The organism is Yersinia kristensenii, from assembly GCF_900460525.1.
Classification (GTDB): domain Bacteria; phylum Pseudomonadota; class Gammaproteobacteria; order Enterobacterales; family Enterobacteriaceae; genus Yersinia; species Yersinia kristensenii.
The window spans coordinates 2,137,465-2,162,199 of the sequence record NZ_UHIY01000001.1 but is presented as its reverse complement, the minus strand read 5'-3'; the positions used below and the strand labels follow the sequence as shown (position 1 = coordinate 2,162,199).

The window sequence follows — 24,735 nt, the reverse complement described above, 5'->3', positions numbered from 1 at the left end:
TTTATGTCTGTAAAAGACCCAGTTTTACCCGATACGGCATCACAAGCACTGCCGAGTACTCCGCAGCAAGATGGCTTTTTTATGCCAGCAGAATGGGCACAGCAAGATGCGGTCTGGATGCTGTGGCCGTATCGTCAGGACAACTGGCGTGGCAAAGGCATTCCCGCTCAACAGACGTTTGCCAAAGTGGCGGAGGCTATCAGCCGTACTACACCGGTGTTTATGGGCGTACCTGCTGAGTTTATGGCGCAGGCAAAAGCCACCATGCCAGCCAGTGTCACCTTGGTAGAAATGGCCAGTGATGATGCCTGGATGCGCGATACCGGCCCGACCATGGTGATTAACGGTGCCGGTGAGCGCCGCGCTGTTGACTGGCAATTTAACGCCTGGGGCGGTCTTAACGGCGGTTTGTATGCCAATTGGCAGCAAGATGAGAAAATTGCCGTCCAAGTCAGTGATTTCTTGAATAATGCGCATTACAGCGCACCGCTGGTGCTGGAAGGTGGATCTATTCATACTGATGGCGAAGGCACTTTACTGACCACCGCTGAATGTTTGCTGAATCCAAACCGCAACCCGCACCTGAATCAAGCGCAGATTGAACAGTTGCTGCACAAATACCTTGGTGTCACGCATTTCATCTGGTTACAAGACGGCGTCTATAATGATGAGACTGATGGCCATATCGACAATATGTGCTGCTTTGTTCGCCCAGGTGAAGTCGCCCTGCATTGGACTGACGATCAACAAGATCCGCAATATGCGCGTTCGGTTGCTGCCTTTGAGGTTTTATCCAATGCAATCGATGCCAAAGGCCGTAAGCTGAAAATCTGGAAGCTGCCTGCGCCAGGCCCACTGTATAACACCGAAGCCGAGACTTTCGATGTGCTGTCCAGCGATGCCGTGCCACGTACCGCCGGTGAGCGGTTAGCGGGGTCTTACGTCAACTTCCTAATCAGCAATCAACAGATTATTTATCCGCTGTTGGACAGCCGCACAGATGGGCTGGCGCATGACCTATTGCAGCAGATATTCCCTGACTATGCGATTGTCGGCGTCCCTGCCCGCGAGATCTTGCTCGGGGGTGGCAATATTCATTGTATTACCCAGCAGATCCCCACGCCGTAAATACTCTTCGTACTTGGAGCCGCTGCGGTGTTAGCGGCTCTCACTTACCCGAATCACTTACTAATGTAAGCTCATCGGGATACATTCGTTTGCTGCCTTGCCGCTACTCCAATTACTTTGAGTAATCTCTTTTGTATACTTGGAGCCGCTGCGGTGTTAGCGGCTCTATATCAATTGACTCACATGCTGATCTGCCAATATGCCCTGTTTTTGCCGCTGCGCTATGCTCTGTTCAAAAGTTTGCATTCCCCATTGCCCACCCGTCTGTATCACTGAGTGAAGCTGGTAGGTTTTACCTTCACGAATCAAATGGCTGGCTGCCGTGGTTTGAGTCAGAATCTCAAATACAGCTATGCGCCCGCCGCCGACTTTATGACACAATTTTTGTGTGATAACGGCGCGTAAACTGGCGGCTAATTGCGCCTGAATCGCCGTTTTCTCTGCGACAGGGAATATATCCACCAGCCTATCGATTGCTTGGGCCGCGGTACGAGTATGTAATGTGGCTAACACCAAATGCCCGGTTTCAGCAGCGGTTAGCGCTAAACGAATTGACTCTGGATCCCGCAGTTCACCTAATAAAATGATATCTGGATCTTGCCGCAATGCCCCGGTTAAGGCGCTACTGAAAGAATCGGTATGACGCCCCAACTCCCGCTGCTGGATCAAACATGTTTTGCTGCTATGAAGAAATTCGATCGGATCTTCCAGTGTGATGATATGCCGCGCTTGTTTTTGATTCATGGCACTTATCATCGCGCTCAATGTGGTGGTTTTACCACTACCTGTCGCGCCGGTAATTAGAATCAATCCATTCTCTTGCTCAATGAGTTGGTTAATAATGGGTGGGACGTCCAATTCGTTCAGTGATGGGCTAGTTGCAGAAATGACACGAAAGGCTATCGAACGCCCCTGCTGTTGCTGGAAAACATTCGCCCGCAGCCGTTGCCCCGCACTCGTGGTGCAAGCACAATCAACCTGCCCACTTTGCTGCAATTGCCTTTGTTGAACTTCACTCAATAAATGTCGGCTAAGGCCACTCAGCCAATTGGCATTGACGCGCGGCCAATGAGTGAAGGTTTTCAATTCACCATCAATACGCAATACCGGATGATCACCGGTACAAAGGTGCAGATCGGATGCATTATGATTTACACTAGCCGCCACTTTATTGGCAAAATCCTGTTCGTTGAAGTCACCATCGGCATGTTCAGGGTTTTCTAAATCAATGTATTCGGTGAAAACATCACTAAATACGGGGTTATCCAAGTCTGTGTTTTTGTTATCCAGACGGGTGAAATCCATATCAAACTCCTGGGTCCATATGAGCACAATTGAGCAGAATCTACAGGATGTCAGAGCGCAAATCGCAACCGCTGCACGCAATTGCGGGCGCTCTCCAGAAGAAGTGACATTGCTTGCAGTCAGTAAAACCAAGCCTGTGAGCGCTATCGAAGAAGCCATCGCCGCTGGGCAATACGCTTTTGGCGAAAACTATGTGCAGGAAGGAGTGGATAAAATCCACTATTTTGCAGATAACGCCCCCTCAGCCCATCTTGAATGGCACTTTATCGGCCCCCTGCAATCAAATAAAAGCAGATTAGTCGCAGAGAATTTTGCCTGGTGCCATACCGTCGATAGGCTCAAGATTGCACAGCGCCTAAGTGCTCAACGCCCGCCAGAAATGCCAGCATTGAACATCCTGATTCAGGTCAATATCAGTGATGAGCAGAGTAAGTCCGGTATTACACTGGCGGAGCTGCCCGCTTTGGCAGCCAGTATTAATGCGCTACCTAACCTGCATTTACGCGGGCTAATGGCTATTCCGGCTCCTGAAACTGATTATCAGCGGCAACTGGCGGTATTTGAGCAAATGAATCAGGCGTTCTTGACTTTAAAAGCCAGCTACCCTCAGATGGATACGCTTTCCATGGGGATGACGGATGATATGGCTGCCGCTATTGCCGCGGGCAGTACTTTAGTGCGCATTGGTACCGCCATTTTTGGCTCCCGCGCTTAACCCCCGGTGGCTTCGAATACAAAGAGGGCCCCAAAGTAGTTGGAGTCACGGCAAGGCAGCAAAGGAGCGAATCCCGATGAGCTTACACAAGTAAGTGATTCGGGTGAGTGATAGATGCTAACACCGCTGTGGCTTCAAATACGCAGGGGATGAGGAGAACTGATTTAATGAAACATCGCAACATTACATTCATTGGCGCGGGCAATATGGCGCGGGCAATTATCGCAGGTTTAGTTGCCGGTGGTTATCCCGCTAAGATGATCAGCGTTTGCGCACCTTCCGGTAAAAACCGTGATGCTCTGGCGGCTGAGTTTGGTGTTATCAGTAGTGACGATAACATGACCGAGGCGAAAAAAGCCGAGGTGGTAGTTTTGGCGGTTAAACCCCAATTAATGGCGGCGGTATGCCAGCCGTTGCAGGAAAATATCAACTTCACTGGTAAGCTGGTGTTATCTATCGCCGCGGGTGTGCAGGTGGCCCGTTTCTATACGCTATTGGGCGAGAATCTCAATCTGGTGCGAATTATGCCCAACACACCATCGCTGGTGGGGAAAGGGATGAGCGGCCTTTATGCACCGGATCAAGTCTCGCAAGATGACCGTGATTTTACGGCTTCACTGATGAGTTCAGTGGGTAAAGTTTGTTGGGTGAATGACGAAAACGGCATCAACAGCGTTATTGCCGCCGCAGGCAGTGCGCCAGCTTATTTCTTCTTGTTTATGGAAGCGATGCAGCAAGAAGCTGAAAAATTAGGTTTTGACAGTGAAACCGCCCGTATGCTGGTGCAGCAAGCGGCGTCCGGTGCAACAGCATTAGTGGAAGCCAACCCGCAATTACCGCTTTCAACACTGCGTGAACAAGTCACATCGAAAGGAGGCACGACCGCGGAGGCAATTCGAGTATTTAACGAACAGCACTTGCCACAAATTGTTTCCAATGCCATGCAAGCCGCTATTGTGCGAGCAAAAGAAATGGAAAAGCTGTTCTAACCACAGCAAAATTTACAAAACCCGACACCGGCTCTGATGCTTTCCCGTTAAGATAGGGGCCTATAAAGTAGGCAAATAGGTTGTCTATTTACCTGCATACCATATTGAACAAAGGATTAAGGCAACTCATGCTAACGCTGACTTTTCTGGCAAAAACGGTCATTGACCTGTATGTGATGGTACTGCTGTTGCGTATCTGGATGCAGTGGGTTCACAGCGATTTTTATAACCCGTTTTCACAATTTGTGGTGAAAATCACCCAGCCGATTGTTGGCCCGTTGCGTCGGATTATCCCGTCTTTGGGGCCAATCGACAGTGCATCGTTGCTGCTGGCGTTCCTGTTGATGACCATCAAGTATCCACTATTGGTGTTGATCCAGAGCGGTTCAATGTCACTCAGCCCGTACAACTTGCTGTTTGGTGTTATTTCGTTAGTTAAAGCAGTCGGTTATCTCATTTTTTGGGTGATGATTATTCGGGCGCTGATGAGCTGGGTCAGCCAGGGCCGTAGCCCAATGGATTACCTGCTTTATCAGTTAACTGAACCTTTAATGGCACCGATTCGCCGCATTTTACCCGCCATGGGCGGTATCGATTTCTCAGCGATGGTGGTGATTCTTATTCTGTACCTGTTCAACTATTTAGGTACGGATCTGCTAGGTGAGCTTTGGTTCATACTGTGAGTGTAGTCACCCAGTTGCTGGACGGGCTGGCTCTCAGGCTATATATTCAGCCGAAAGCCAGTCGTGATCAGATAGTCGGTTTACATGGCGACGAACTTAAAGTCGCCATTACCGCGCCACCCGTTGATGGTCAAGCTAATGCTCATTTGGTCAAGTTTATCGCTAAACAGTTCCGGGTAGCGAAAAGCCAGGTGATTATCGAAAAGGGCGAGTTGGGGCGGCATAAACAGATCAAAATCGTTAACCCGCAACAGATCCCGCCCGAAGTGGCGGCACTGCTCGAATGATCAATACTTCCCGCTAGAATTGGGCGATTAAATATCGGCCTAAATGAAATTCAGGACTCTTCCATGCAAAAAATAGTATTAGCCACCGGCAACCCCGGTAAAGTGCGTGAGTTGGCAAACTTGCTGGCCGATTTTGGTTTGGATGTCATCGCGCAAACCGAACTGGGTGTCGAATCTGCCGAAGAAACTGGCTTAACTTTCATTGAAAACGCCATATTAAAAGCACGCCATGCCGCACAAACCACCGGTTTACCAGCTATCGCAGATGACTCTGGCTTAGCTGTTGATGCTCTAGACGGAGCGCCTGGGATTTACTCCGCTCGTTATGCTGGCATTGAGGCCAGTGATCAAGAAAACCTTGAGAAACTGCTGGTCGCATTGAAAGATATTCCTAATGCACAGCGCGGTGCCCAATTCCATTGTGTGTTGGTTTATATGCGCCATGCGGAAGATCCAACGCCATTAGTCTTCCATGGTCAATGGCCGGGTGTGATCGCTCACCAACCTGCTGGTGCGGCTGGATTTGGTTATGATCCTATTTTCTATGTCCCAGAACTGGGTAAAACCGCAGCAGAATTGACTCGTGAAGAAAAGCACGCCGTTTCCCATCGTGGTCAAGCACTGAAACTGATGCTGGATGCCCTGCGCAATGCTTAAATTACCCCCGCTTAGCCTTTACATCCACATTCCCTGGTGTGTGCAGAAATGCCCTTACTGTGACTTTAATTCCCATGCGCTGAAAGGTGATGTCCCCCATCAGGAATATGTAGAGCACTTGCTAGCGGATCTTGATGCAGATGTGCCTCTGGTCAGCGGTCGCGAGATAAGCACCATTTTTATTGGTGGCGGCACACCAAGTTTGCTCAGTGCCGAAGCCATGCAACAGTTGCTCGATGGCGTTCGCGCCAGATTGCCGCTGGCAATGAATGCTGAAATTACTATGGAAGCCAATCCCGGTGCAGTTGAAGCTGACCGTTTTAGCGGCTATCAGCGAGCCGGTATCAACCGCATCTCTATTGGTGTGCAAAGCTTTAGCGCGGCGAAGTTAACACGGCTGGGGCGGATACACGGGCCGGAAGAGGCGAAACGCGCCGCTGAATTGGCTACCTCATTGCAACTGCGCAGTTTTAATCTGGACTTAATGCACGGTTTACCGGATCAATCGCTGGAAGAGGCGCTGGACGACTTGCGCCAAGCTATTGCATTGAATCCCCCGCATCTGTCTTGGTATCAGTTAACGATTGAGCCAAACACCGGCTTCAGTTCGCGCCCTCCGACTCTGCCAGATGACGACGCGCTATGGGATATTTTCCAGCAAGGCCATCAGTTACTCAGTGCCGCCGGATATCAGCAATATGAAACCTCGGCCTATGCTAAACCGGGTTACCAATGTCAGCATAATCTCAACTATTGGCGTTTTGGCGATTATCTGGGGATTGGCTGTGGTGCACACGGTAAAATCACTTTTAGTGATGGGCGGATTTTACGCACCATAAAAACCAAACATCCCCGTGGGTTTATGCAGGGCAAATATCTGGATAAGCAATATGAAGTCGAAGCGGCTGACCGCCCTTTTGAGTTCTTTATGAACCGATTCCGTTTGCTAGAGGCTGCACCACGCGCGGATTTCACTCATTTTACTGGGTTAGCTGAAAGCACAATTCGCCCGCAGTTGGATGAAGCATTAGCGAAACAATATTTAATCGAAACCGAGGAATACTGGCAGATCACCGAGAAAGGAAAGTTATTCCTTAACTCGCTGTTAGAACTGTTTTTGTAAAACAATTGAGATTTTATAAAAATAAGTGAGAAAAACAGGTTCAGATGGCATTCCCAGTCTGAACCTGCAAAATCTGAATCACCCTATACCCAATAAATTTCGAGTTGCAGGAAGACGGCAATAAAATGAACCCACAGAATCGAGATAACTCAAGGACTTGGGTAAGTAATGACCACCAACAACCCTGCATCTGGAAAGATGGCAGGTATTAATTTAATGCTTTGAGTAAATCCTTACGTTGCTGCTCTAGTGTTGTCACACGCCCGCATACCTCATGCCCGAACTGCTGGAAATCCTGTTCCTGATTATTCCATTCGTTTTGGATAGCCTGCTGTAACCCCCCCAGATTCCCCATAATGGCCTGCAATGGATTATTGCCCCCACTGCTATTGGTCGCCTGCTTAACGCCCATCTCATTCAGGCTATCTTGCAACACACCGCCCATGCTCTGTTGCACCAACTGGCGGCCATCTTTTTCGACTTGATCGATAGCTTTATGGTGGAAAGTTAAACCGTCACTGCGTTTCTCAATAATGCGGTTCATTTGTTGCTTAAGCTGGTCACTCAAGGTGGTCAGCCGGTTACGCACATTACTGCTGCTCCCCAGTTGTTGAACAATCACTTTATCCAGCGAAACGCGTGCCTTTTCCAAGTGCTGCTGGGCACCATTTTCTATCCACGGCAAATCTTTGCGCAATGCCGTTTGATAGCGGAAAGCCTGTTGGCGCTGTGCATCAGTCACAGTTAATGTTTTGCCATTACGGGTAACATCACCGTCAGGCGAAATCTGTAAATTACCGCTGGCTCCCACTACCTGTACAGATTGCGGACTGATAATGACATCATCCTGCGGTTTTACACTGCACTGATAATCAGCTTGTGCCTGCCAGGCAGTCAGCATCAATACCGCTAGCCCCGCCGTGCGTAATGCTTTCATTTTAAGTAACATAAGACTCCTGAGAAACTGTGCCATCCCGTAGTTCTATGGCTATTTATAACGTGCTAATCTCCACCCTGCCAGAATTTACTTTAGGTATAAAGAAGAGCTGTCCTAAAAAATGGAGCGGCCAATCCGCTGTGCCAATAGTTCTAAGGCAGCGGTTCCAGCCAGAGAGTTCCCCGCAGGATCTAATTCGGGTGACCAAACCGCAATACATAACTCATCGGGCACAATGGCGATAATCCCACCGCCAACACCGGACTTACCTGGCATACCCACGCGGAAGGCAAATTCACCGGCTCCATCATACATACCACTAGTAATCATCAGAGCATTAATCTGTCGCGCCTGCATCGGCGTAATCAATGATTCTTGCCCGCTAATACTGTGCCCCTGATTCGCCAGGTAAACAAAGCAGCGGGCCAGTTCGACACAACTCATGCGCATGGCACAATAGTGAAAATAGGTCTGAAGCACCGTCAGCACATCATTGTTGAAATTACCGAAGGACTTCATCAGATAGGCGATAGCCGCATTTCGATCAGAGTTTTCAAATTCCGAGCGCGCGACACGAGCATCGTAACTGATGTTGTCGTCATTCACTAACTGGCGCACCACTTCCAACATTCGTTGCTTCGGCGCGCTAAGGCGGCTTTGCAACATATCGCAGACCACCAGCGCCCCAGGGTTAATAAATGGGTTACGCGGTTTGCCTTTTTCTAACTCTAACTGCACCAATGAGTTAAATGGCTGACCAGAGGGTTCTTTGCCAACCCGCTGCCATACCTCCTGTTCCCCATAACGCGATAATGCCAGAGTCAGACTTAATACTTTTGAAATAGATTGAATAGAGAAACGCTCATCGGCATCTCCGGCCTGAAATATCGTGCCATCCAGCGTACAGACCGCGATACCTAATTTGTCAGCCGAGACCTCAGCCAAGGCGGGGATATAATCCGCCACTTTCCCCAGACCAATCAGCGGGCGCACCTGCTGCAAGATATCTGCCAGCAAGGTATTATCTAACCCTGTTGTCACCCCTAAAGCTGCTGCCACAACGATACTCCTAATCAATCTCCGGTAACCGTTTCCGCTAACTGCGCCTGATAAAAACAAAGGCGCCTGCTTAGGCGCCCTTATTGATTATCTACCGTTAAAACGGAAGATCAATCCCACCAGATATCAAATAGCTCACTGGTTTCTACATCTTTTAATTTGCGCGCTTCCAGCCATTTAGTCACTAACGCACGGTGTTCATCGGTGCAATGACCGATTTCTTGCAGGCAAATCAAGCCTTCCCACTGCAAATAGCCGCTGCCATCAAATGCCAGGCCGTTTGCTTCAATGACTTCATCGATAAAAGCATCGACAGTTTCGTCAATAGCATCAACACCGGTACCTTCTGGGAAGGTCCACTTTACAGAAAAACCTAATTCCTGAAACTCGTCGATATGCATTTTTTTGCGTAAACGACGACTACGATTCTTAGCCATTATTCTTTCCTCTCAAACATCAGATCCCAAACGCCATGTCCCAGGCGCTGGCCGCGTAATTCAAATTTTGTCAGCGGACGTGAGTCCGGACGAGGCACATAATCATTCTGCTCTGACAGGTTGTGGTACCCGTTCGCACCTGACATAACCTCCAGCATATGTTCCGCATAATGCTGCCAGTCGGTCGCCATATGGAACACGCCACCCACTTTTAATTTACTTTTTACCAATTCGACAAAAGGTGCCTGCACAATACGACGTTTATTATGACGAGCCTTGTGCCATGGGTCTGGGAAAAACAACTGAACCATGTCCAGTGATGCATCCGGAATCATATTTTCCAGCACTTCAACCGCATCATGGCACATAACCCGCAGATTACTCAGACCCGCGTCATGAGCTGAGCCCAAGCAAGCACCCACGCCCGGAGAGTGTACTTCTATCCCCAGAAAGTTTTGCTGCGGATTACTGGCCGCCATAGTGACCAGCGAAGTTCCCATACCAAAGCCAATTTCTAATACCACCGGCGCTTCACGCCCAAATAAGGCGGTTAAATCAACAGGGGTTGGCTGATATTCCACGCCCATCACCGGCCAGTAGTTATCAAGCGCCAGTTGTTGGCCTTTGGTCAGGCGCCCCTGACGGCGGACAAAACTACGAATACGGCGCATAGCGCGGCCGTTTTCATCAAATTCCGGAGATATGACGTCATTTATCATGGTGCTTTCTGTCTGTTGGTTGCGTATACGAACGCGCATTATGCAAAGATACGCCAGTTTATCAACTCTGGCGGTCATAAGTACAAAATTAAGCTGTAAATAACAGATTAATGCCCAAACTGGCTAATTCAATGCCGCTAATGCCGCTGTAGTGTCAAGAATGATAGCATCTCCCCCAAAGTTATTGGCGTTACAGCCAGGCAGCAAGTGAACAAATCCCGATGAGCTTACTCAAGTCAGTGATTCGGGTGAGTGAATGCCGCTAATGCCGCTGTAGTGTCAAGGATAAAGGGGGTTTACAGTCAGAGGAGTCTATGCTGCAATCCAGCCCTAATTTATTTCTCTGCCGGATATCGATACCTGCTTATGATGCAAGCGCAACAATTCGCGCACGTGGTACTTGAGTGGTACCAAAGCTTTGGCCGCAAAACATTGCCATGGCAATTGGATAAAACACCTTATCAAGTCTGGTTGTCAGAAGTGATGTTGCAACAAACGCAGGTTGCGACCGTCATTCCTTATTTCCAGCGTTTTATGCTGCGTTTCCCTGATATTCGTGCTCTGGCGGCTGCCCCCTTGGACGAAGTTTTGCATTTGTGGACAGGGTTGGGGTATTACGCCCGCGCCAGAAACCTGCATAAAGCCGCCCAGACTGTTGTTGAACGTCATCAGGGAGAATTCCCCACGACCTTTGACGACATACTGGCACTCCCCGGCATTGGCCGCTCCACTGCAGGTGCTATTTTATCACTCTCTTTGGGGCAACATTTTCCAATTTTGGACGGTAATGTGAAGCGAGTTCTGGCTCGTTGCTATGCCGTTGAGGGATGGCCGGGTAAAAAAGAGGTCGAAGGGCGACTGTGGCAAATAAGTGAAAATGTCACCCCTGCCAAGGAAGTGGGTCAGTTTAATCAGGCCATGATGGATTTAGGCGCAATTGTCTGCACCCGTTCTAAGCCCAAATGCGAGCTTTGCCCCCTGAATATAGGGTGTCTCGCTTATGCCAACCATAGCTGGGCGCGCTATCCGGGTAAAAAACCCAAGCAGACAATACCGGAAAAAACAGCCTATTTTCTGTTGCTGCAAAACGGCCCTCAGGTGTGGCTCGAACAGCGGCCTCCCGTGGGATTATGGGGTGGGTTGTTTTGTTTTCCACAATTTGCTGAACGAGAGAGTTTGGATAGTTGGTTACAACAACGCGGCATGTCTGCCAGCGAGTTGCAGCAGTTAACTGCTTTTCGTCACACCTTCAGTCACTTCCATCTGGATATTGTCCCCATGTGGTTGAATACTGTATCAGGACGCGGATGCATGGATGATGGGGCGGGTCTCTGGTATAACTTAGCACAGCCGCCGTCGGTAGGATTAGCCGCTCCCGTTGAGCGCTTATTGCTTCAGTTAGCAAAGGAAGAGTTAGCAAAAGAAGAATTGGCGAAATAATAATGGGTAGCACCGCCGTCTACTCAAATAGCTGTATTTGACGATAGTCATCAAAGAGGATTTAGCATGAGCAGAACGATTTTTTGCACGTTTTTAAAGAAGGATGCTGAAGGACAAGATTTTCAGCTATATCCGGGCGAAATCGGCAAACGTATCTATAACGAAATCTCAAAAGAAGCTTGGTCACAATGGATAACTAAACAAACCATGCTGATTAATGAGAAGAAGCTCAGCATGATGAATGTAGAAGACCGAAAATTGCTGGAACAGGAAATGGTCAATTTCCTGTTCGAAGGGCAGGATGTTCATATTGAAGGTTATACTCCGCCGAGTCAGTAACCTATTACGGGGCCTACACTGGCCCCGCTGTTATTTATTCCCTAACGGGACATTCCTCATCAAGATATGGCTTGTAAGATGAAGAAAATTTTAGCTTTGTTGGTCATTGCACCATTGTTAGTGTCTTGTTCAGGCAATAAAAATCAGGCAGAAAACGAAGCCTTTGTCAAAGACACCAACGGTTTTGAAATTTTAATGGGTCAGTTTGCCCATAACATTGAAAATATTTGGGGATTAAAAGAAGTCCTAATCGCGGGCCCGAAAGATTACGTTAAGTATACGGACCAATATCAAACCCGCAGCCATATCAACTTTGATGCCGGTACCATTACGGTTGAAACTATTGCCACGACCGATCCGGCGGCTCACTTACGTCAGGCAATTATTACCACGTTATTAATGGGCGATGATCCTGGCTCGATCGACCTCTATTCTGATGCTAACGATATTCAGATCAGTAAAGAACCTTTCCTCTATGGGCAAGTACTAGATAACAACGGAGAGCCAATTCGTTGGGAATGGCGAGCCGCGCATTTCGCCGATTATTTACTGCAAACCAAAATGCAAAAACGCACCTCTGGTTTGCATGTTATCTGGTCGGTCACCTTGCAATTAGTGCCAAACCATCTGGATAAACGCGCACATAAATATCTGCCGCTGGTGCGCCAATCAGCCGAAAAATATGGTGTAGAAGAGTCATTGATTCTGGCTATTATGCAAACAGAATCGAGCTTCAACCCCTATGCGGTAAGTGGTTCTGATGCGCTGGGTCTGATGCAGGTTGTTCAGCATACTGCCGGGCGGGATGTCTACAAATTGAAGGGCAAAAGTGGCCAACCGAGCCGAAGCTATCTTTTTGATCCTGCTAACAATATTGATGCTGGCACGGCCTATCTGTCTATTCTGCAAAATACCTATTTGGGCGGTATTCAAAATTCCACCTCGCGGCGTTATGCTGTTATTACCTCCTATAATGGCGGTGCAGGCAGTGTGTTACGGGTATTCTCTAGCGACAAGAACCAGGCAGTAAATATTATTAATAGTATGGCGCCAGGCGATGTATTCCAAACATTAACCACCAAACACCCATCCGGTGAATCTCGCCGCTATCTGGTGAAGGTGAATAGCGCGCAAAAGAGCTACCGCCGCCACTAATTGTCATGGGTATAAAGGGCACAGTTCGCTGTGCCCTTTTTTATGGCTAAAATTGTGATCAGCAGATAATTATGCACATTTGAATAACAACCATTCGTAATAAAGCGCTTATAGTGCTGCTCACTATTCTCTTATCCACTACTGGTCGATTGAACAAATGGACTTTGGACTTACCTTTTTCGAAATGGCGGCTATTTTTTCTACCATGGTGGTCGCCTATATTATTTTTGGTATTACCGGCTTTGGTTCCGCGTTAATTGCCAGCCCAGTTTTAGCGCTCTTTATTCCTGTAGCGAAAATTGTCCCTTTACTGGCAATTATTGATATGGTTGCGGCGATCACTAATGTGGCGCGTCATAGCCGTCATGCGGATATTGCTGAGCTCAAGCGCCTGGTGCCATTGATGATTATTGGCAGCTTGATAGGCGCAACAGTCCTCCTGCGAACACGCCCCGATATTTTGCTATTAGCATTAGGCATATTTGTCATTTTATATGCTATTTACTCTCTAAACCGACGCAAACCGCAAGGGCAGTTTCAACCTGCTGCCGCGATCCCTTTTGGCTTAATTGGTGGCATCTTCAGTGCACTATTTGGTAGTGGTGGGTTTATCTATGCTATTTATTTATCCGGGCGGATAGCCAGCAAAGATAATTTACGGATTACACAGACAACACTTATTGGCCTAAGCACCTTAACCAGAGTGATTTTATTTGCTCTGGCCGGAGTCTATATGGACTTGTCGATTTTGTGGATGGTATTGCTATTGGCACCGGGGATGTTGGTCGGATTAACAATTGCCAATAAAATCAGCTTAGGGATCAGTCGCGAACAACTGATTAGAATCATAAATATCTTACTGCTGATTTCCGGTACTGCTTTGTTGGTCCGCTATTTCAGTTACTGATTATCCAACGAGGGATCAAAGTGACAGCCAATACTTTTATCAGCTGTCTCCTGTTTTCAAATCACTGAGTAATGACATAACCAAAAATACGCCGCCATTCTACATCTCCTTTTTCGATATAAACACCCTGCAATTCCGGGGAGAAGCCCGGCAATAAATTAATGCCCTCTTCCAACGCCAGGAAATAACGCTGTACCGCCCCACCCCATATTTCCCCCGGCACAACACACAACACTCCCGGCGGATAAGGCAAAGCCCCTTCTGCGGCAATACGCCCTTCGGCCTCAGCAATAGGAATCAGTTCAATATTATCGCGGACAAACTGAATATTAGCATCCTGCGGGTTCATCACGACCAAGGGGAAACTGGCTTTGCGGAACATATCCTTTTGCAGCTGTTTGACATCATGACTGACATACAAGTTATGCATTTCTTGGCATAATTGGCGCAAGGTATAGCCACGATAGCGCTCTTCATTCTTACGATATATCGTCGGTAATACATCACACAACTGCGCATCTTGCTCAATATAGCGCTCAAACTCCGCTAACATATCAACCAGATGAGCCATTTTTCTTGAATTTTCAGCAGGAGTGAGCAAGAACAGGATCGAATTTAGATCGCATTTTTCCGGCACTATGCCATTTTCTCGTAGGAAAGTTGCCAGTATCGCTGCTGGTACACCAAATTGGGTATATTGTCCGCTGCTGGCGTCAATACCTGGTGTTGTCAGTAATAACTTGCATGGGTCAACCAAATATTGGTCTTGGTTATATCCTTCAAACCCATGCCAATGCTCATTGGGAACAAAATTAAAGAAGCGGGCATCATTGGCAATAATATCCGTATCGTAATCCTGCCAATTTATTCCCTCCACTGTAGGCGGAATAAATGGTCGTAACATTGAGCAGCGCTCTAATAATAATTTACGAGTCTCGATACCGAGCTTTACACAATCCATCCACATGCGGCGACCACTGTCGCCGGAATGTATTTTGGCATTCACATCTAACGCAGCGAATAAAGGGTAAAACGGGCTGGTTGATGCATGCAGCATAAACGCATTGTTAAAACGCTTATGATTACAGTGGCGTTTTTGCCCTTTGATATGGTTATCTTTTTTATGTACTTGCGAAGTCTGAGAAAAACCAGCCTGCTGCTTATGCACTGACTGAGTCACAATAATCCCAGGGTCATTTTCATTTAATTCTAGCAATAGTGGTGAGAAATCCTTCATCATCGGAATAAATTGTTCGTAACCGACCCATGCAGAATCAAATAAAATGTAATCACATAAATGACCAATACTATCAACCACCTGGCGGGCGTTATACACAGTGCCATCATAAGTGCCTAACTGAATGATCGCTAATCTGAAGGGCCGTGCATCATTCACACGATCAGGAGCCACTTCAGCTAGTTGCTGACGTAAATAACGCTCATCGAAACAGTGTGAATCGATGCCACCAATAAATCCAAATGGATTACGCGCAGTTTCTAAATAGATTGGCGTCGCACCCGCTTGAATCAGTGCCCCATGATGGTTGGATTTATGGTTATTTCTGTCGAATAACACCAAATCACCGCGGGTTAATAAAGCGTTAGTGACCACTTTGTTGGCCGCCGAAGTCCCATTCAAAACAAAATAGGTTTTATCTGCATTAAAGACCTTAGCCGCATATTTTTGTGCATCTTTTGCCGCACCTTCATGGATAAGTAAGTCACCCAATTTGACATCGGCGTTACACATATCTGAGCGGAAAATCGTCTCACCATAGAATTCAAAAAACTGACGACCGGCAGGGTGTTTACGGAAAAACTCTCCACCTTGGTGCCCAGGGCAAGCAAAGGTGGAGTTTTTCATCTCGACATATTTCTTTAATGTTGAGAAAAAAGGCGGTAACAGATTTTTTTGATATTCGCTGGCGGCAGCCTCAACCTGAGCATTGTAAAATGCTTTATTTGCCTCACCGAGTGTGATGACCCCCTTAATAAGAGGCAAATAATCCGCAGAAACCGTCTGTTCGGCCATAACAGCAATAAAAGTAGGAATAGCAAAGCCCAAATCATGGAGCTTTGACAATATACCGGCATTCGCATCTTCCACCGATATCACCACAGCAGCAACATCGGTGAAATCGGTCTGATTGAGGTATACCACTCCCCGCTGACTTTCTATATAAGAAGCCAAACGAGCACTTGTTGCTATTTTTAATTGTGTCATGTCACTTACTCTCAAACGGTCAGGTATGAGGCTGCCACTTTGGCATATAGATGGCATCATATTGGGAATCATATGAATCGCCGGCAATTGATATCTTTAAAACGCACTTTCACCGGCAGAAATAAAAGCCAGAATAGTAAGTGAATTGGTCTCAGCATCGGCCAATAGACATCAGTAAAATCAGAGAATTAGCTCTATTTTTAATAATGCCTAATAGTGAGCAACACGTAGCCTTACCGCATAGAAGGAATAAGAGACTTACCCGAAATGAAACGAAGGAGGTAGCACATAAGGCGCTTAATATGCATTGGATAGTGTAAATCTGCCATAACCGCCCCCTGCTTAAATTCTCAAAATTATATGGACTAGAGGAATGAATAGTAACGCTAAATTCGCGCAATAATTACATGTTTATGGGAGCGATTCAACCCTTGAAGTTCAATAAAAATTCATATTTAGTGAATATCTAAGCTATTGTTATCTAACAAACTGAAAAATAAAAAATATATAAATCAATCAGATGAAACCGCCTGTTACGATGGAAAAAGCATCGCACCAACATTTATTAGCTATTTTTGCATGAAAAGAGAGCAACCGATCGCCTTTATATGAGAAACTCATTGACGATTTGGTGCCAATACGGTTTAATGCGCCCCGTTGCCCGGATAGCTCAGTCGGTAGAGCAGGGGATTGAAAATCCCCGTGTCCTTGGTTCGATTCCGAGTCCGGGCACCACTATTTATAAGGCCTCGCTGCAAAGCGGGGCTTTTTCGTATCTGGATTCTGGTCTATTTCCTGTCTGATGCCTGACTCATTGCGACCCCTATTTCAACACGCTATCTCCCATTTCCCCCTACACATCCCATCATAGTCATGCACTCTGTTACCTATACAACCAGAAGCAGCTATTCATCATATAATCGTCCTCATCCTTATTAACGCCCCTTTATCACGCCACAAAAAGCAGAAAAACTTCGGTTTTTCACGACCACCGCCCCCCGTAAGGAGGGCGGTGGTGAGATTACAACGCGTTAGTGAAAGTACGGGAGATAACATCCTGCTGCTGCTCGGATGTTAGGGCGTTAAAACGAACGGCATAACCAGAAACGCGAATGGTGAGATTCGGGTAGTTCTCTGGATGAGCAATAGCGTCCAGCAACATGTCGCGATTCATCACATTAATATTGAGATGCTGCCCCCCTTCCATGGCCTCATCATGGTGGAAATATCCATCCAACAAGCCGACCAGATTATTATTACGCACAGCCGAGTCCTTGCCCAGTGCAGCTGGGACAATCGAGAAAGTGTAGGAAATCCCGTCTTTAGCATATTTGAACGGCAGCTTACTGACCGAGGTGAGAGAGGCGATCGCCCCTTTACGATCACGTCCATGCATCGGGTTAGCCCCAGGTGCAAACGGCATACCGCTGCGTCTTCCATCCGGCGTATTGCCCGTCTTCTGACCGTAAACCACGTTGGAAGTGATGGTCAGAATTGACTGGGTCGGCACCGCATGACGATAAGTCGGCAGCTTGCTGATTTTCTTCATAAAACGCTCAACCAGATCACAGGCAATCGTGTCGACACGCTCGTCATTGTTGCCATACTGCGGATATTCACCTTCAATCGCAAAATCAACAGCCACTCCGTCAGTATCACGGATAGGTCTAACCTTGGCGTACTTAATCGCCGAGAGTGAATCCGCCGCCACCGAAAGACCGGCAATACCACACGCCATGGTGCGATAAACATCGCGATCGTGTAGTGCCATCAGCGAAGCTTCGTAACTGTATTTATCGTGCATGTAATGAATCAGGTTCAGGGCACTGATGTATTGCACTGCTAACCAGTCCATAAACACATCAAGGCTGGCCATTACCTGCTCATAATCCAGCACCTCATCTGTCATTGGTGCGCATTTCGGGCCGACCTGGATTTTGAGTTTTTCGTCCATGCCACCATTGATGCAATACAACAACGTTTTGGCCAGATTGGCGCGTGCGCCGAAGAACTGCATCTGCTTACCCAGCACCATTGGGCTAACACAACAGGCAATAGCATAATCATCACTGTTAAAATCAGGGCGCATCAGGTCATCATTTTCGTACTGTAATGACGATGTCTGGATCGAAACATTAGCCGCGTAGCTCTTAAATGCTGCTGGCAGGGCCTCCGACCATAAAATGGTCAAGTTCGGCTCCGGGGCCGGGCCCATAGTGTCCAGCGTATGGAGATAACGGAAAGTATTTTTGGTGACTAATGTGCGGCCATCTAACCCCATTCCGCCGAGTACTTCTGTTGCCCAAATCGGGTCGCCGGAGAACAATGAATCAAACTCAGGAGTCCGTAGGAAACGCACCATACGGATCTTCATAATGAAATGATCGACAAGCTCCTGAACTTCCTGCTCATTCAGCAACCCACTCGCCAAATCGCGTTCGATATAAATATCAAGAAAAGTCGCGGTGCGGCCCAATGACATCGCACCACCATTTTGTGATTTTACCGCCGCCAGATAACCAAAATAGAGCCACTGAATCGCTTCGCGGGCATTTTGGGCAGGGCCGGAGATATCAAAACCATAACGTGCGGCCATAGTTTTAATCTGCAATAGCGCGTGGCGATGCTCGGCCAGCTCTTCACGCAGGCGGATAACACTTTCTAACTCAATGCCCTGCTCAAGCTGCGGCTGTAAATCAGCAAACTGCAACTCACGTTCACGCACCAGATAGTCAATACCGTAAAGAGCAATACGCCGGTAATCACCGATAATACGCCCTCGCCCGTAGCCATCCGGCAAACCGGTTAAAATACCGGATTTACGGCATTTCAGCATCTCGGGAGAATAAACATCAAACACCCCCTGATTATGAGTTTTTCGTAAATCAGTGAAGATATATTTGAAGTCGGTGTTCATCTCGCGGCCATAAGCGTCAAATGCACTTTGGACCATATTGATGCCACCGAAAGGGTGTAATGCACGTTTCAGCGGTTTATCGGTCTGTAGCCCGACAATTTTTTCCAAGCCTTGCTCGATATAACCCGCTTCATGCGCCGTAATAGTGGTAGCAATATTGTCATCAAAATCTACTGGGGCATGGGTGGCATTCTCCTGGCGAATACCCTCCATAACCTGTTCCCATAGCTTTTGAGTGGCAGGCGTTGCCCCGGATAAAAACGACTCATCACCTTCATATGGCTGATAGTTTTTCTGAATAAAATTCCTAACGTTAATCTCATCACGCCAGTCGTTTCCGCTAAATCCGAGCCAGGCATCGGTATATTTCTTATTGCTAATATCTACATCAATCTTCATGAACAAACTCCAATAAACAAGATATAAGGGGCTACTTGATGGATCGGGCCGTTAAAAAACAGCCTCAGGAACCGCCGTGCCCTGTTGTGCATAGCCAAGACGAATAGCATCAAGCGCAATCATTTTTTCTTCATTAGTGGGGATCACTGCGGCGGTGACTCGTGAGCGTGCGGTGGTTATGACGTGGGATGATCCATGCTGTAACCGCTTGTTTTTGGCATGATCAATGTCAATACCAAAAACAGCCAAATGTTCCAGTGTTAACTGCCGGATCAAAGATGAGTTTTCGCCGATGCCCCCCGTAAAAATCAGAGCATCGAGTTTGCGTAGCGAGCTAGCGTGTCCGCCGATATGCCGTGCCAACCGGTGTACAAAGGTATTTATCGCCAGACGTGCACCTTCATGTCCCTCATGATAGGCATTTTCCAAAACGCGCATATCTGCGGATAGACCGGAGATCCCCAGTAACCCAGACTCTTTATTCACCATATGGTCCAAGTCTTCCAGACTCTGCCCGGTTTGACGCGCCAGGTAGGCCAATGCGCCATAGTCCACGTCACCACTGCGAGTTCCCATAATCAACCCCTCCAGTGGTGTCATACCCATTGATGTATCAACGCTTTTGCCATCCTGAACGGCACAAAGTGACGCTCCATTACCCAGATGAGCGATAATCAAACCGCAATCGCTGCCGTCAAATCCGAGAAAACTCGCGGCTTCCCCGACCACATAACGATAAGAAGTTCCATGGAATCCATAGCGCCGTACTCCCTGCTCGCGGAAATAGCGGTAAGGCAGTGCATAGAGATAAGCCTCTGGTTTTAAAGTTTGATGAAAACCGGTATCAAATACCGCCACTTGCTTGATGCCAGGGAATAGCTGACGTGCGGCTTCAACACCGTGTAAATTGGCGTAATTATGCAGTGGAGCCAGCGGCGAAACTTTTTTGATTTCCTCAACGACACGATCATCAATCAATACCGACTCACTGAATATTTCGCCGCCATGGGCAATTCGGTGGCCAATGAGTGAAATTGATTTATCCAGACCACGTTTCTCTAATTCATCCGCAATAGCAGCCAATGCGTCAGAATAATTCCATTTAGCCAATTGAAACTGAGTGACTCTATTAATCCGCAAAAAAGGTTTTTCAGTACCAATACCATCGGCAATCCCAGAGATTACCGCTTCACAATTGTCGGCTGTCAGTACTGAAAATTTAATGGATGATGAGCCACAGTTAATAACCAAAACTGTAGGATTTAATGTCATGTGATTACTCCGCCCGTGTTTTATTGGGTAAAACACGGGCTTTTAGCGCCGTACTTATAATAATTTGTAGACGATGTTGAAGATGGTCAGCAGACCGACGATAGTGACAAAATAGTTTTCTGGCCGGCCTCTGAAACGGGCCAGAGAGGGTAATTTATGAATAGCGTACATAGGCAATAGGCACAGTAGCGAAGCAATAATTGGTGCCCCCATAGCTTCAATTAAATCAAGTATATTCGGATTGATATAGGCCACTAACCAAGTTGATCCCATAATAAAGAACATACTGATTAGATTAAGCTTCCTGGTGGATATTTTTGTTTTATCGCCCTTATAACCGAACTTAATCACTAAGCCATTCAGACCCTCCAACGTACCGAGATAATGTCCGAAGAAAGATTTAAAAATAGCAACGAGTGCTATTAGCGAAGCTGCATATTCCAGAGTGATTGAAAACGTCGACCGATTACCAGCCATCGAAGAGAAATGGTTAGCCAGATAAGACAATACTGGAATATTTTGTGCCTTGGCTTCCGCCATATTTTGTGGTGAAAGAGTAAATAGGCAGCTAAAGGCGAAGAACATCACCACCGCTACCATTAATATGCTGGCTCTACTGATAATCTGAGAGCATTTCTTCTCAGTATATTCACGGCCAAACTCCGGTTCATATTCTTCACGTTTCGATACCACGAAAGAAGAAACAATCGGAGAGAAGTTGAATGAGAACACCATAATGGAAATCCCCAACCATACTGTCACCAATATACCGTCGTGCCCTAACAGCGAAATCTGGCTCAAATCCACTTGCTCAATAACCGAGGCATTCCAGTAAGGAATTAATGAGAGTGAGATGAGTACCAGGCAAGCAATAAACGGGAATACCAGGAAACTCATTACATTAACCATCAGTTCTTTACCGAAGTAAATCACCACGGCCATCAGTAATAACAGCGCTAGTGCTACCACACCCCGGTTTAACGGTGGTAATTGGAGTTGGTTTTCCCAGAACGTCATAAAGGTATTAGTGATAGTCACACCATAAATCCACAGCAGCGGACAAATGGCAAAAAAATACAAGAAGGTAATGACCACACCACCGGTTTTGCCAAAATGTTCTTCGACAGTTTCAGTGATATTGCCCGAACAATTGCTACCCGATAAACACAAGCGAGCAAGTGCACGGTGGCAGAGGAAGGCGATGGGATATGCCAACACCAACATAATTAAAATAGGAATTAACCCGCCAAAACCCGCGCGGATAGGAAAGAATAAAACCCCGGCCCCTATAGCTGTACCAAATAATCCCAAAGTCCAAGTTGTGTCTGATTTGCGCCACGTTTTTGTTTCTACTGTGGTTGTAATAGCATTATCGATATGCATTAATAAATTCCTTATTAATATATTTTACGAAATACTGCCTAGTCCCGTTATTTGTGATACGCGCGATAAATCAATATTCCCGCCTGATATAAGGCTGACAGTTTTTTTACCCGTAATATAATCTTTCAACTTCCCGCTTAATAATGCTGCGGATGCCAATGCTCCTGCTCCCTCAGTAATAATCTTATTACGCTGAATAAGATCAACCATACTTCTTCTAATTTCATCTTCACTGACCAATATAATATCGGTAACCAGTGCTTTAACTATTTCGAAAGGTAAAGTACCTGGGCGAGCGACATCACAACCATCAGCTAGCGTGCTGGCTTTTCGGTGATTGGTAATACTGCCACTATAATAGGATGCCGCCATGCCATGAACATTTTCTGACTGTACGCCAATGATATTAATTGTCGGATTAATAGATTTAATCGCCAGTGCAATACCGGAAATTAATCCACCACCACCAATGGGTACAATCACATTATCGACGTCATAAAGATCTTCGAGTATTTCCAGCCCTATTGTCCCCTGCCCGGCAATGACTTTTTCGTCATCAAACGGGTGGATAAAAATACGATTTTCCATTTCAATAATTTCGCTGGCTTTAGCAATGGTGTCATTGAAGTTCTCACCATGGAGCACCACCTCAGCAGAGTATTCACTGGTCGCCGCAATTTTTGATTTAGGTGCGCAATTTGGCATGACCACCTTGCTGTTAATCCCCAACATGGCACAAGACAGAGATACACCTTGCGCATGGTTACCCGCCGAACAAGCCACGACTCCCTGTTTTCTTTCTTCTTCGCTGAGTGAACTGAGCTTATTAAACGCCCCGCGGATCTTGAATGACCCAGTACGTTGCATATTCTCAAACTTGAGATAAATCTCACCATGACAGCGCTCACTCAGATAATTCGACCTCGCTAACCCGGTTTTATAGATATGTCCTTGCAATCTTTTTTGTGCATCAATCACATCATTTATTGTTATTGGTAAGTTGCTGTAAATTTTCATTTTTAATAGCCTTGCAGAATAATATATTTAAGAACAATGTATTCAATGCGACGGATGCTACGGCACAAAAAACTGGATTAATGTGACATTATCAGCAAAAAACAATGCAAGTGATCATGCGATCAGCTGTTTATTTCAATAAATGTAATGGGGTCGACATTCCTTTTTTAGGATTAGTTTTTCTAATGTTAATAAACAAAAGATGACGAAAACTATAGCCTGATGAATTATTGGGGAAAATTGCGAAGATCAGTCAGAAAGATGGATACATTAATTTAACATGCTGCTTACAGTCACTAGTGCAGTATAAAATACTAGATTCTTACTCTTCTACTCGCTCTCTATTTATAAATTTCCTCCACTTGCTATTCTTTTGCGGTTTCCATCACTAAGCCATTTAACAGCATCAACTATCTGCTTTAAATTTATCATGAAATTTACACCCAAAAATTTGGTTAATGAATGTGCAATCAATGATTGTTCCTCATTACTGTGAAATTTTTCTTGCTATGGTTTAAGTCATACTAAGCGTATTGGGTTTTGTCGGTATCATTCTGGGCTGCGCGGTGCGTGATCTTTGCTAACTTAAACTGCTGTCGATGCCAGTACGCTCATCAGTATCGACCTTAGCAAAAACTCATTCTATATTCATTGCCAAGAAAATACGGCAACACATTAATAAATGCTCACTGAGCATAGGAGCAATAGCAGGGGAATAATAGTGAACTAAAAGAGATGTATTTATATATCTATTATTGAGACTATTTAAATAGGTTGTTTTCTCTTTTCTCCTGTCAACAGGAGTATCCAGAATTTGAAAGCTTGTCGGGTCAAAAACGTCAGGTCTCACAGATTAAAATAACATGCAACCCGACAAGCGTTTAATACAACAGAATCCTATTTACAAAGTGATGTTGCTATTACTTCTCAATATTCAGCTTTTCAAGGGCCGATTCCAGCATACGTTTGGCCTCAGGGACAGATTCAATCAGCTGAAGAGTGAGCAATGCTTCAATGGTAGATTCTGCTCCCGAGTTTTTATTCACCTTGGTGGCCGAATCGATACCGTCAAAAGAAATCCCTGTTACCGGGTAATACATTTGAGCCTGTGCGGGATTGTTTTTAAAGAACCACAGCGATAAATCGACAGCTCGCTCCAGGTAAACAGCATCGCGAGAGATCTCCCAAGCTTTAATATTGGCAAACACCATAGGGCGAATAATATAAGCAATTTGGGAAAATTTCTTTTGTTCAATTAATGTGACCTTTTCACCCTGCTGCCGCACGGTAAACTCATTTAAGAATCCATTATTAATTAACCAAGGCTGGAAGTGGTCCAGTTCGGTAAAGGCCGCTTTAATCATCTCCCGATCACCCAGACTTTTGCCTGCTACCAGCAAAGCATAAGCCTGACTATTGCCGTAACCATGCCACAGATTTTGCCAACTTAAAAAGGCACCGTGGACTGGCGAAGACGTGTCTTTAATTTGCATTAACATGATGCCTGCAGCCAATGAACGCATCATTTTTTCAATTTCTGGTTTGGCTTCCAAAGTCTGTGCATCACTCAGAGCCATCAATAACACCGATGCCTGGTCTCCAGCAGTATGTGGCAGCCATTCAGGCACCGCTACGCCCTCTTT

Annotated in this window: 22 protein-coding genes and 1 tRNA gene; 12 read left to right on the top strand and 11 right to left on the bottom strand. The window is 46.4% G+C overall.

All coding sequences use genetic code 11. The features are described from left to right. Window positions 1-3 precede the first annotated feature (3 nt). Complete coding sequence (gene aguA / locus DX162_RS09880) at window positions 4-1,128, top strand: agmatine deiminase (RefSeq protein WP_004391009.1); 1,125 nt, start codon at window positions 4-6, stop codon at window positions 1,126-1,128. 165 nt (window positions 1,129-1,293) lie between these two features. On the opposite strand, the gene DX162_RS09875 is transcribed toward aguA, so the two are convergent. Further along, a complete protein-coding gene (locus DX162_RS09875; RefSeq protein ID WP_004391010.1) occupies window positions 1,294-2,433 on the bottom strand; it encodes a type IV pilus twitching motility protein PilT in 1,140 nt (379 codons plus the stop codon). 19 nt (window positions 2,434-2,452) lie between these two features. Here DX162_RS09875 and DX162_RS09870 point away from each other — a divergent pair, with 19 nt between their 5' ends. The 6 genes from DX162_RS09870 to hemW all read left to right on the top strand — a co-directional run bounded on the left by DX162_RS09870 (window position 2,453) and on the right by hemW (window position 6,887). Then, window positions 2,453-3,148 carry a YggS family pyridoxal phosphate-dependent enzyme gene (locus tag DX162_RS09870; RefSeq protein WP_004391011.1) on the top strand — a complete coding sequence of 232 codons (696 nt, stop codon included), beginning with the start codon at window positions 2,453-2,455 and terminating at the stop codon, window positions 3,146-3,148. A gap of 167 nt (window positions 3,149-3,315) precedes the next feature. Beyond that, a complete protein-coding gene (gene proC, locus DX162_RS09865; protein WP_004391012.1) occupies window positions 3,316-4,137 on the top strand; it encodes a pyrroline-5-carboxylate reductase in 822 nt (273 codons plus the stop codon). 128 nt (window positions 4,138-4,265) lie between these two features. Beyond that, complete coding sequence (locus DX162_RS09860; RefSeq protein WP_004391013.1) at window positions 4,266-4,820, top strand: YggT family protein; 555 nt, start codon at window positions 4,266-4,268, stop codon at window positions 4,818-4,820. Beyond that, window positions 4,817-5,107 (top strand): DUF167 family protein YggU, encoded by a 291-nt coding sequence (gene yggU, locus DX162_RS09855; protein WP_032819990.1) that lies wholly within the window; start codon window positions 4,817-4,819, stop codon window positions 5,105-5,107. The genes DX162_RS09860 and yggU overlap by 4 nt, the downstream gene beginning before the upstream one ends. A gap of 63 nt (window positions 5,108-5,170) precedes the next feature. Then, window positions 5,171-5,764 (top strand): XTP/dITP diphosphatase, encoded by a 594-nt coding sequence (locus tag DX162_RS09850; protein ID WP_004391015.1) that lies wholly within the window; start codon window positions 5,171-5,173, stop codon window positions 5,762-5,764. Beyond that, a complete protein-coding gene (hemW, locus tag DX162_RS09845) occupies window positions 5,757-6,887 on the top strand; it encodes a radical SAM family heme chaperone HemW (RefSeq protein ID WP_032819992.1) in 1,131 nt (376 codons plus the stop codon). The genes DX162_RS09850 and hemW overlap by 8 nt, the downstream gene beginning before the upstream one ends. Before the next feature lie 208 nt (window positions 6,888-7,095). Here hemW and DX162_RS09840 read toward each other — a convergent pair whose 3' ends face one another. From DX162_RS09840 to trmB, 4 genes are all read right to left on the bottom strand, one after another. After that, window positions 7,096-7,836 carry a YggN family protein gene (locus DX162_RS09840; RefSeq protein ID WP_004391017.1) on the bottom strand — a complete coding sequence of 247 codons (741 nt, stop codon included), beginning with the start codon at window positions 7,834-7,836 and terminating at the stop codon, window positions 7,096-7,098. Between the two features lie 102 nt (window positions 7,837-7,938). Next, entirely contained in the window at window positions 7,939-8,865 is a 927-nt protein-coding gene (gene glsB, locus DX162_RS09835) for a glutaminase B (protein ID WP_032820015.1), read from the bottom strand. 128 nt (window positions 8,866-8,993) lie between these two features. Next, complete coding sequence (locus DX162_RS09830; RefSeq protein ID WP_032819994.1) at window positions 8,994-9,320, bottom strand: YggL family protein; 327 nt, start codon at window positions 9,318-9,320, stop codon at window positions 8,994-8,996. Then, window positions 9,320-10,039, bottom strand: a complete 720-nt coding sequence (trmB, locus tag DX162_RS09825) for a tRNA (guanosine(46)-N7)-methyltransferase TrmB (RefSeq protein WP_032820017.1) — start codon at window positions 10,037-10,039, stop codon at window positions 9,320-9,322. Before trmB ends, DX162_RS09830 begins: the two co-directional genes overlap by 1 nt. A 366-nt stretch (window positions 10,040-10,405) precedes the next feature. On the opposite strand from trmB, the gene mutY reads away from it, so the two are divergent. The 4 genes from mutY to DX162_RS09805 all read left to right on the top strand — a co-directional run bounded on the left by mutY (window position 10,406) and on the right by DX162_RS09805 (window position 13,880). After that, window positions 10,406-11,479 (top strand): A/G-specific adenine glycosylase, encoded by a 1,074-nt coding sequence (mutY, locus tag DX162_RS09820; RefSeq protein ID WP_004391022.1) that lies wholly within the window; start codon window positions 10,406-10,408, stop codon window positions 11,477-11,479. Between the two features lie 66 nt (window positions 11,480-11,545). Further along, window positions 11,546-11,818 carry an oxidative damage protection protein gene (locus DX162_RS09815; RefSeq protein ID WP_004391023.1) on the top strand — a complete coding sequence of 91 codons (273 nt, stop codon included), beginning with the start codon at window positions 11,546-11,548 and terminating at the stop codon, window positions 11,816-11,818. A gap of 78 nt (window positions 11,819-11,896) precedes the next feature. Next, complete coding sequence (gene mltC, locus DX162_RS09810; protein ID WP_032819996.1) at window positions 11,897-12,973, top strand: membrane-bound lytic murein transglycosylase MltC; 1,077 nt, start codon at window positions 11,897-11,899, stop codon at window positions 12,971-12,973. A gap of 157 nt (window positions 12,974-13,130) precedes the next feature. Then, complete coding sequence (locus DX162_RS09805; RefSeq protein WP_032819997.1) at window positions 13,131-13,880, top strand: sulfite exporter TauE/SafE family protein; 750 nt, start codon at window positions 13,131-13,133, stop codon at window positions 13,878-13,880. A gap of 61 nt (window positions 13,881-13,941) precedes the next feature. Here DX162_RS09805 and speF read toward each other — a convergent pair whose 3' ends face one another. Beyond that, a complete protein-coding gene (gene speF, locus DX162_RS09800; protein WP_004391026.1) occupies window positions 13,942-16,104 on the bottom strand; it encodes an ornithine decarboxylase SpeF in 2,163 nt (720 codons plus the stop codon). 659 nt (window positions 16,105-16,763) lie between these two features. Between speF and DX162_RS09790 the strand changes: the two genes are divergently transcribed. After that, a tRNA-Phe gene (locus DX162_RS09790) sits at window positions 16,764-16,839 on the top strand. Between the two features lie 286 nt (window positions 16,840-17,125). Here the strand turns inward: DX162_RS09790 and pflB are convergent. The 5 genes from pflB to DX162_RS22845 form a co-directional block, all read right to left on the bottom strand. Beyond that, complete coding sequence (pflB, locus tag DX162_RS09785; RefSeq protein WP_004391028.1) at window positions 17,126-19,420, bottom strand: formate C-acetyltransferase; 2,295 nt, start codon at window positions 19,418-19,420, stop codon at window positions 17,126-17,128. A 51-nt stretch (window positions 19,421-19,471) separates the two neighbouring features. After that, window positions 19,472-20,692 (bottom strand): propionate kinase, encoded by a 1,221-nt coding sequence (tdcD, locus tag DX162_RS09780; protein WP_004391029.1) that lies wholly within the window; start codon window positions 20,690-20,692, stop codon window positions 19,472-19,474. Between the two features lie 54 nt (window positions 20,693-20,746). Further along, window positions 20,747-22,075, bottom strand: a complete 1,329-nt coding sequence (gene tdcC / locus DX162_RS09775; RefSeq protein ID WP_004391030.1) for a threonine/serine transporter TdcC — start codon at window positions 22,073-22,075, stop codon at window positions 20,747-20,749. A gap of 24 nt (window positions 22,076-22,099) precedes the next feature. Next, complete coding sequence (gene tdcB / locus DX162_RS09770) at window positions 22,100-23,092, bottom strand: bifunctional threonine ammonia-lyase/L-serine ammonia-lyase TdcB (RefSeq protein WP_004391031.1); 993 nt, start codon at window positions 23,090-23,092, stop codon at window positions 22,100-22,102. 920 nt (window positions 23,093-24,012) lie between these two features. Then, window positions 24,013-24,669: a sugar phosphotransferase gene (locus DX162_RS22845; protein ID WP_321572392.1), complete on the bottom strand. Its 657-nt coding sequence runs from the start codon at window positions 24,667-24,669 to the stop codon at window positions 24,013-24,015. Window positions 24,670-24,735 lie beyond the last annotated feature (66 nt).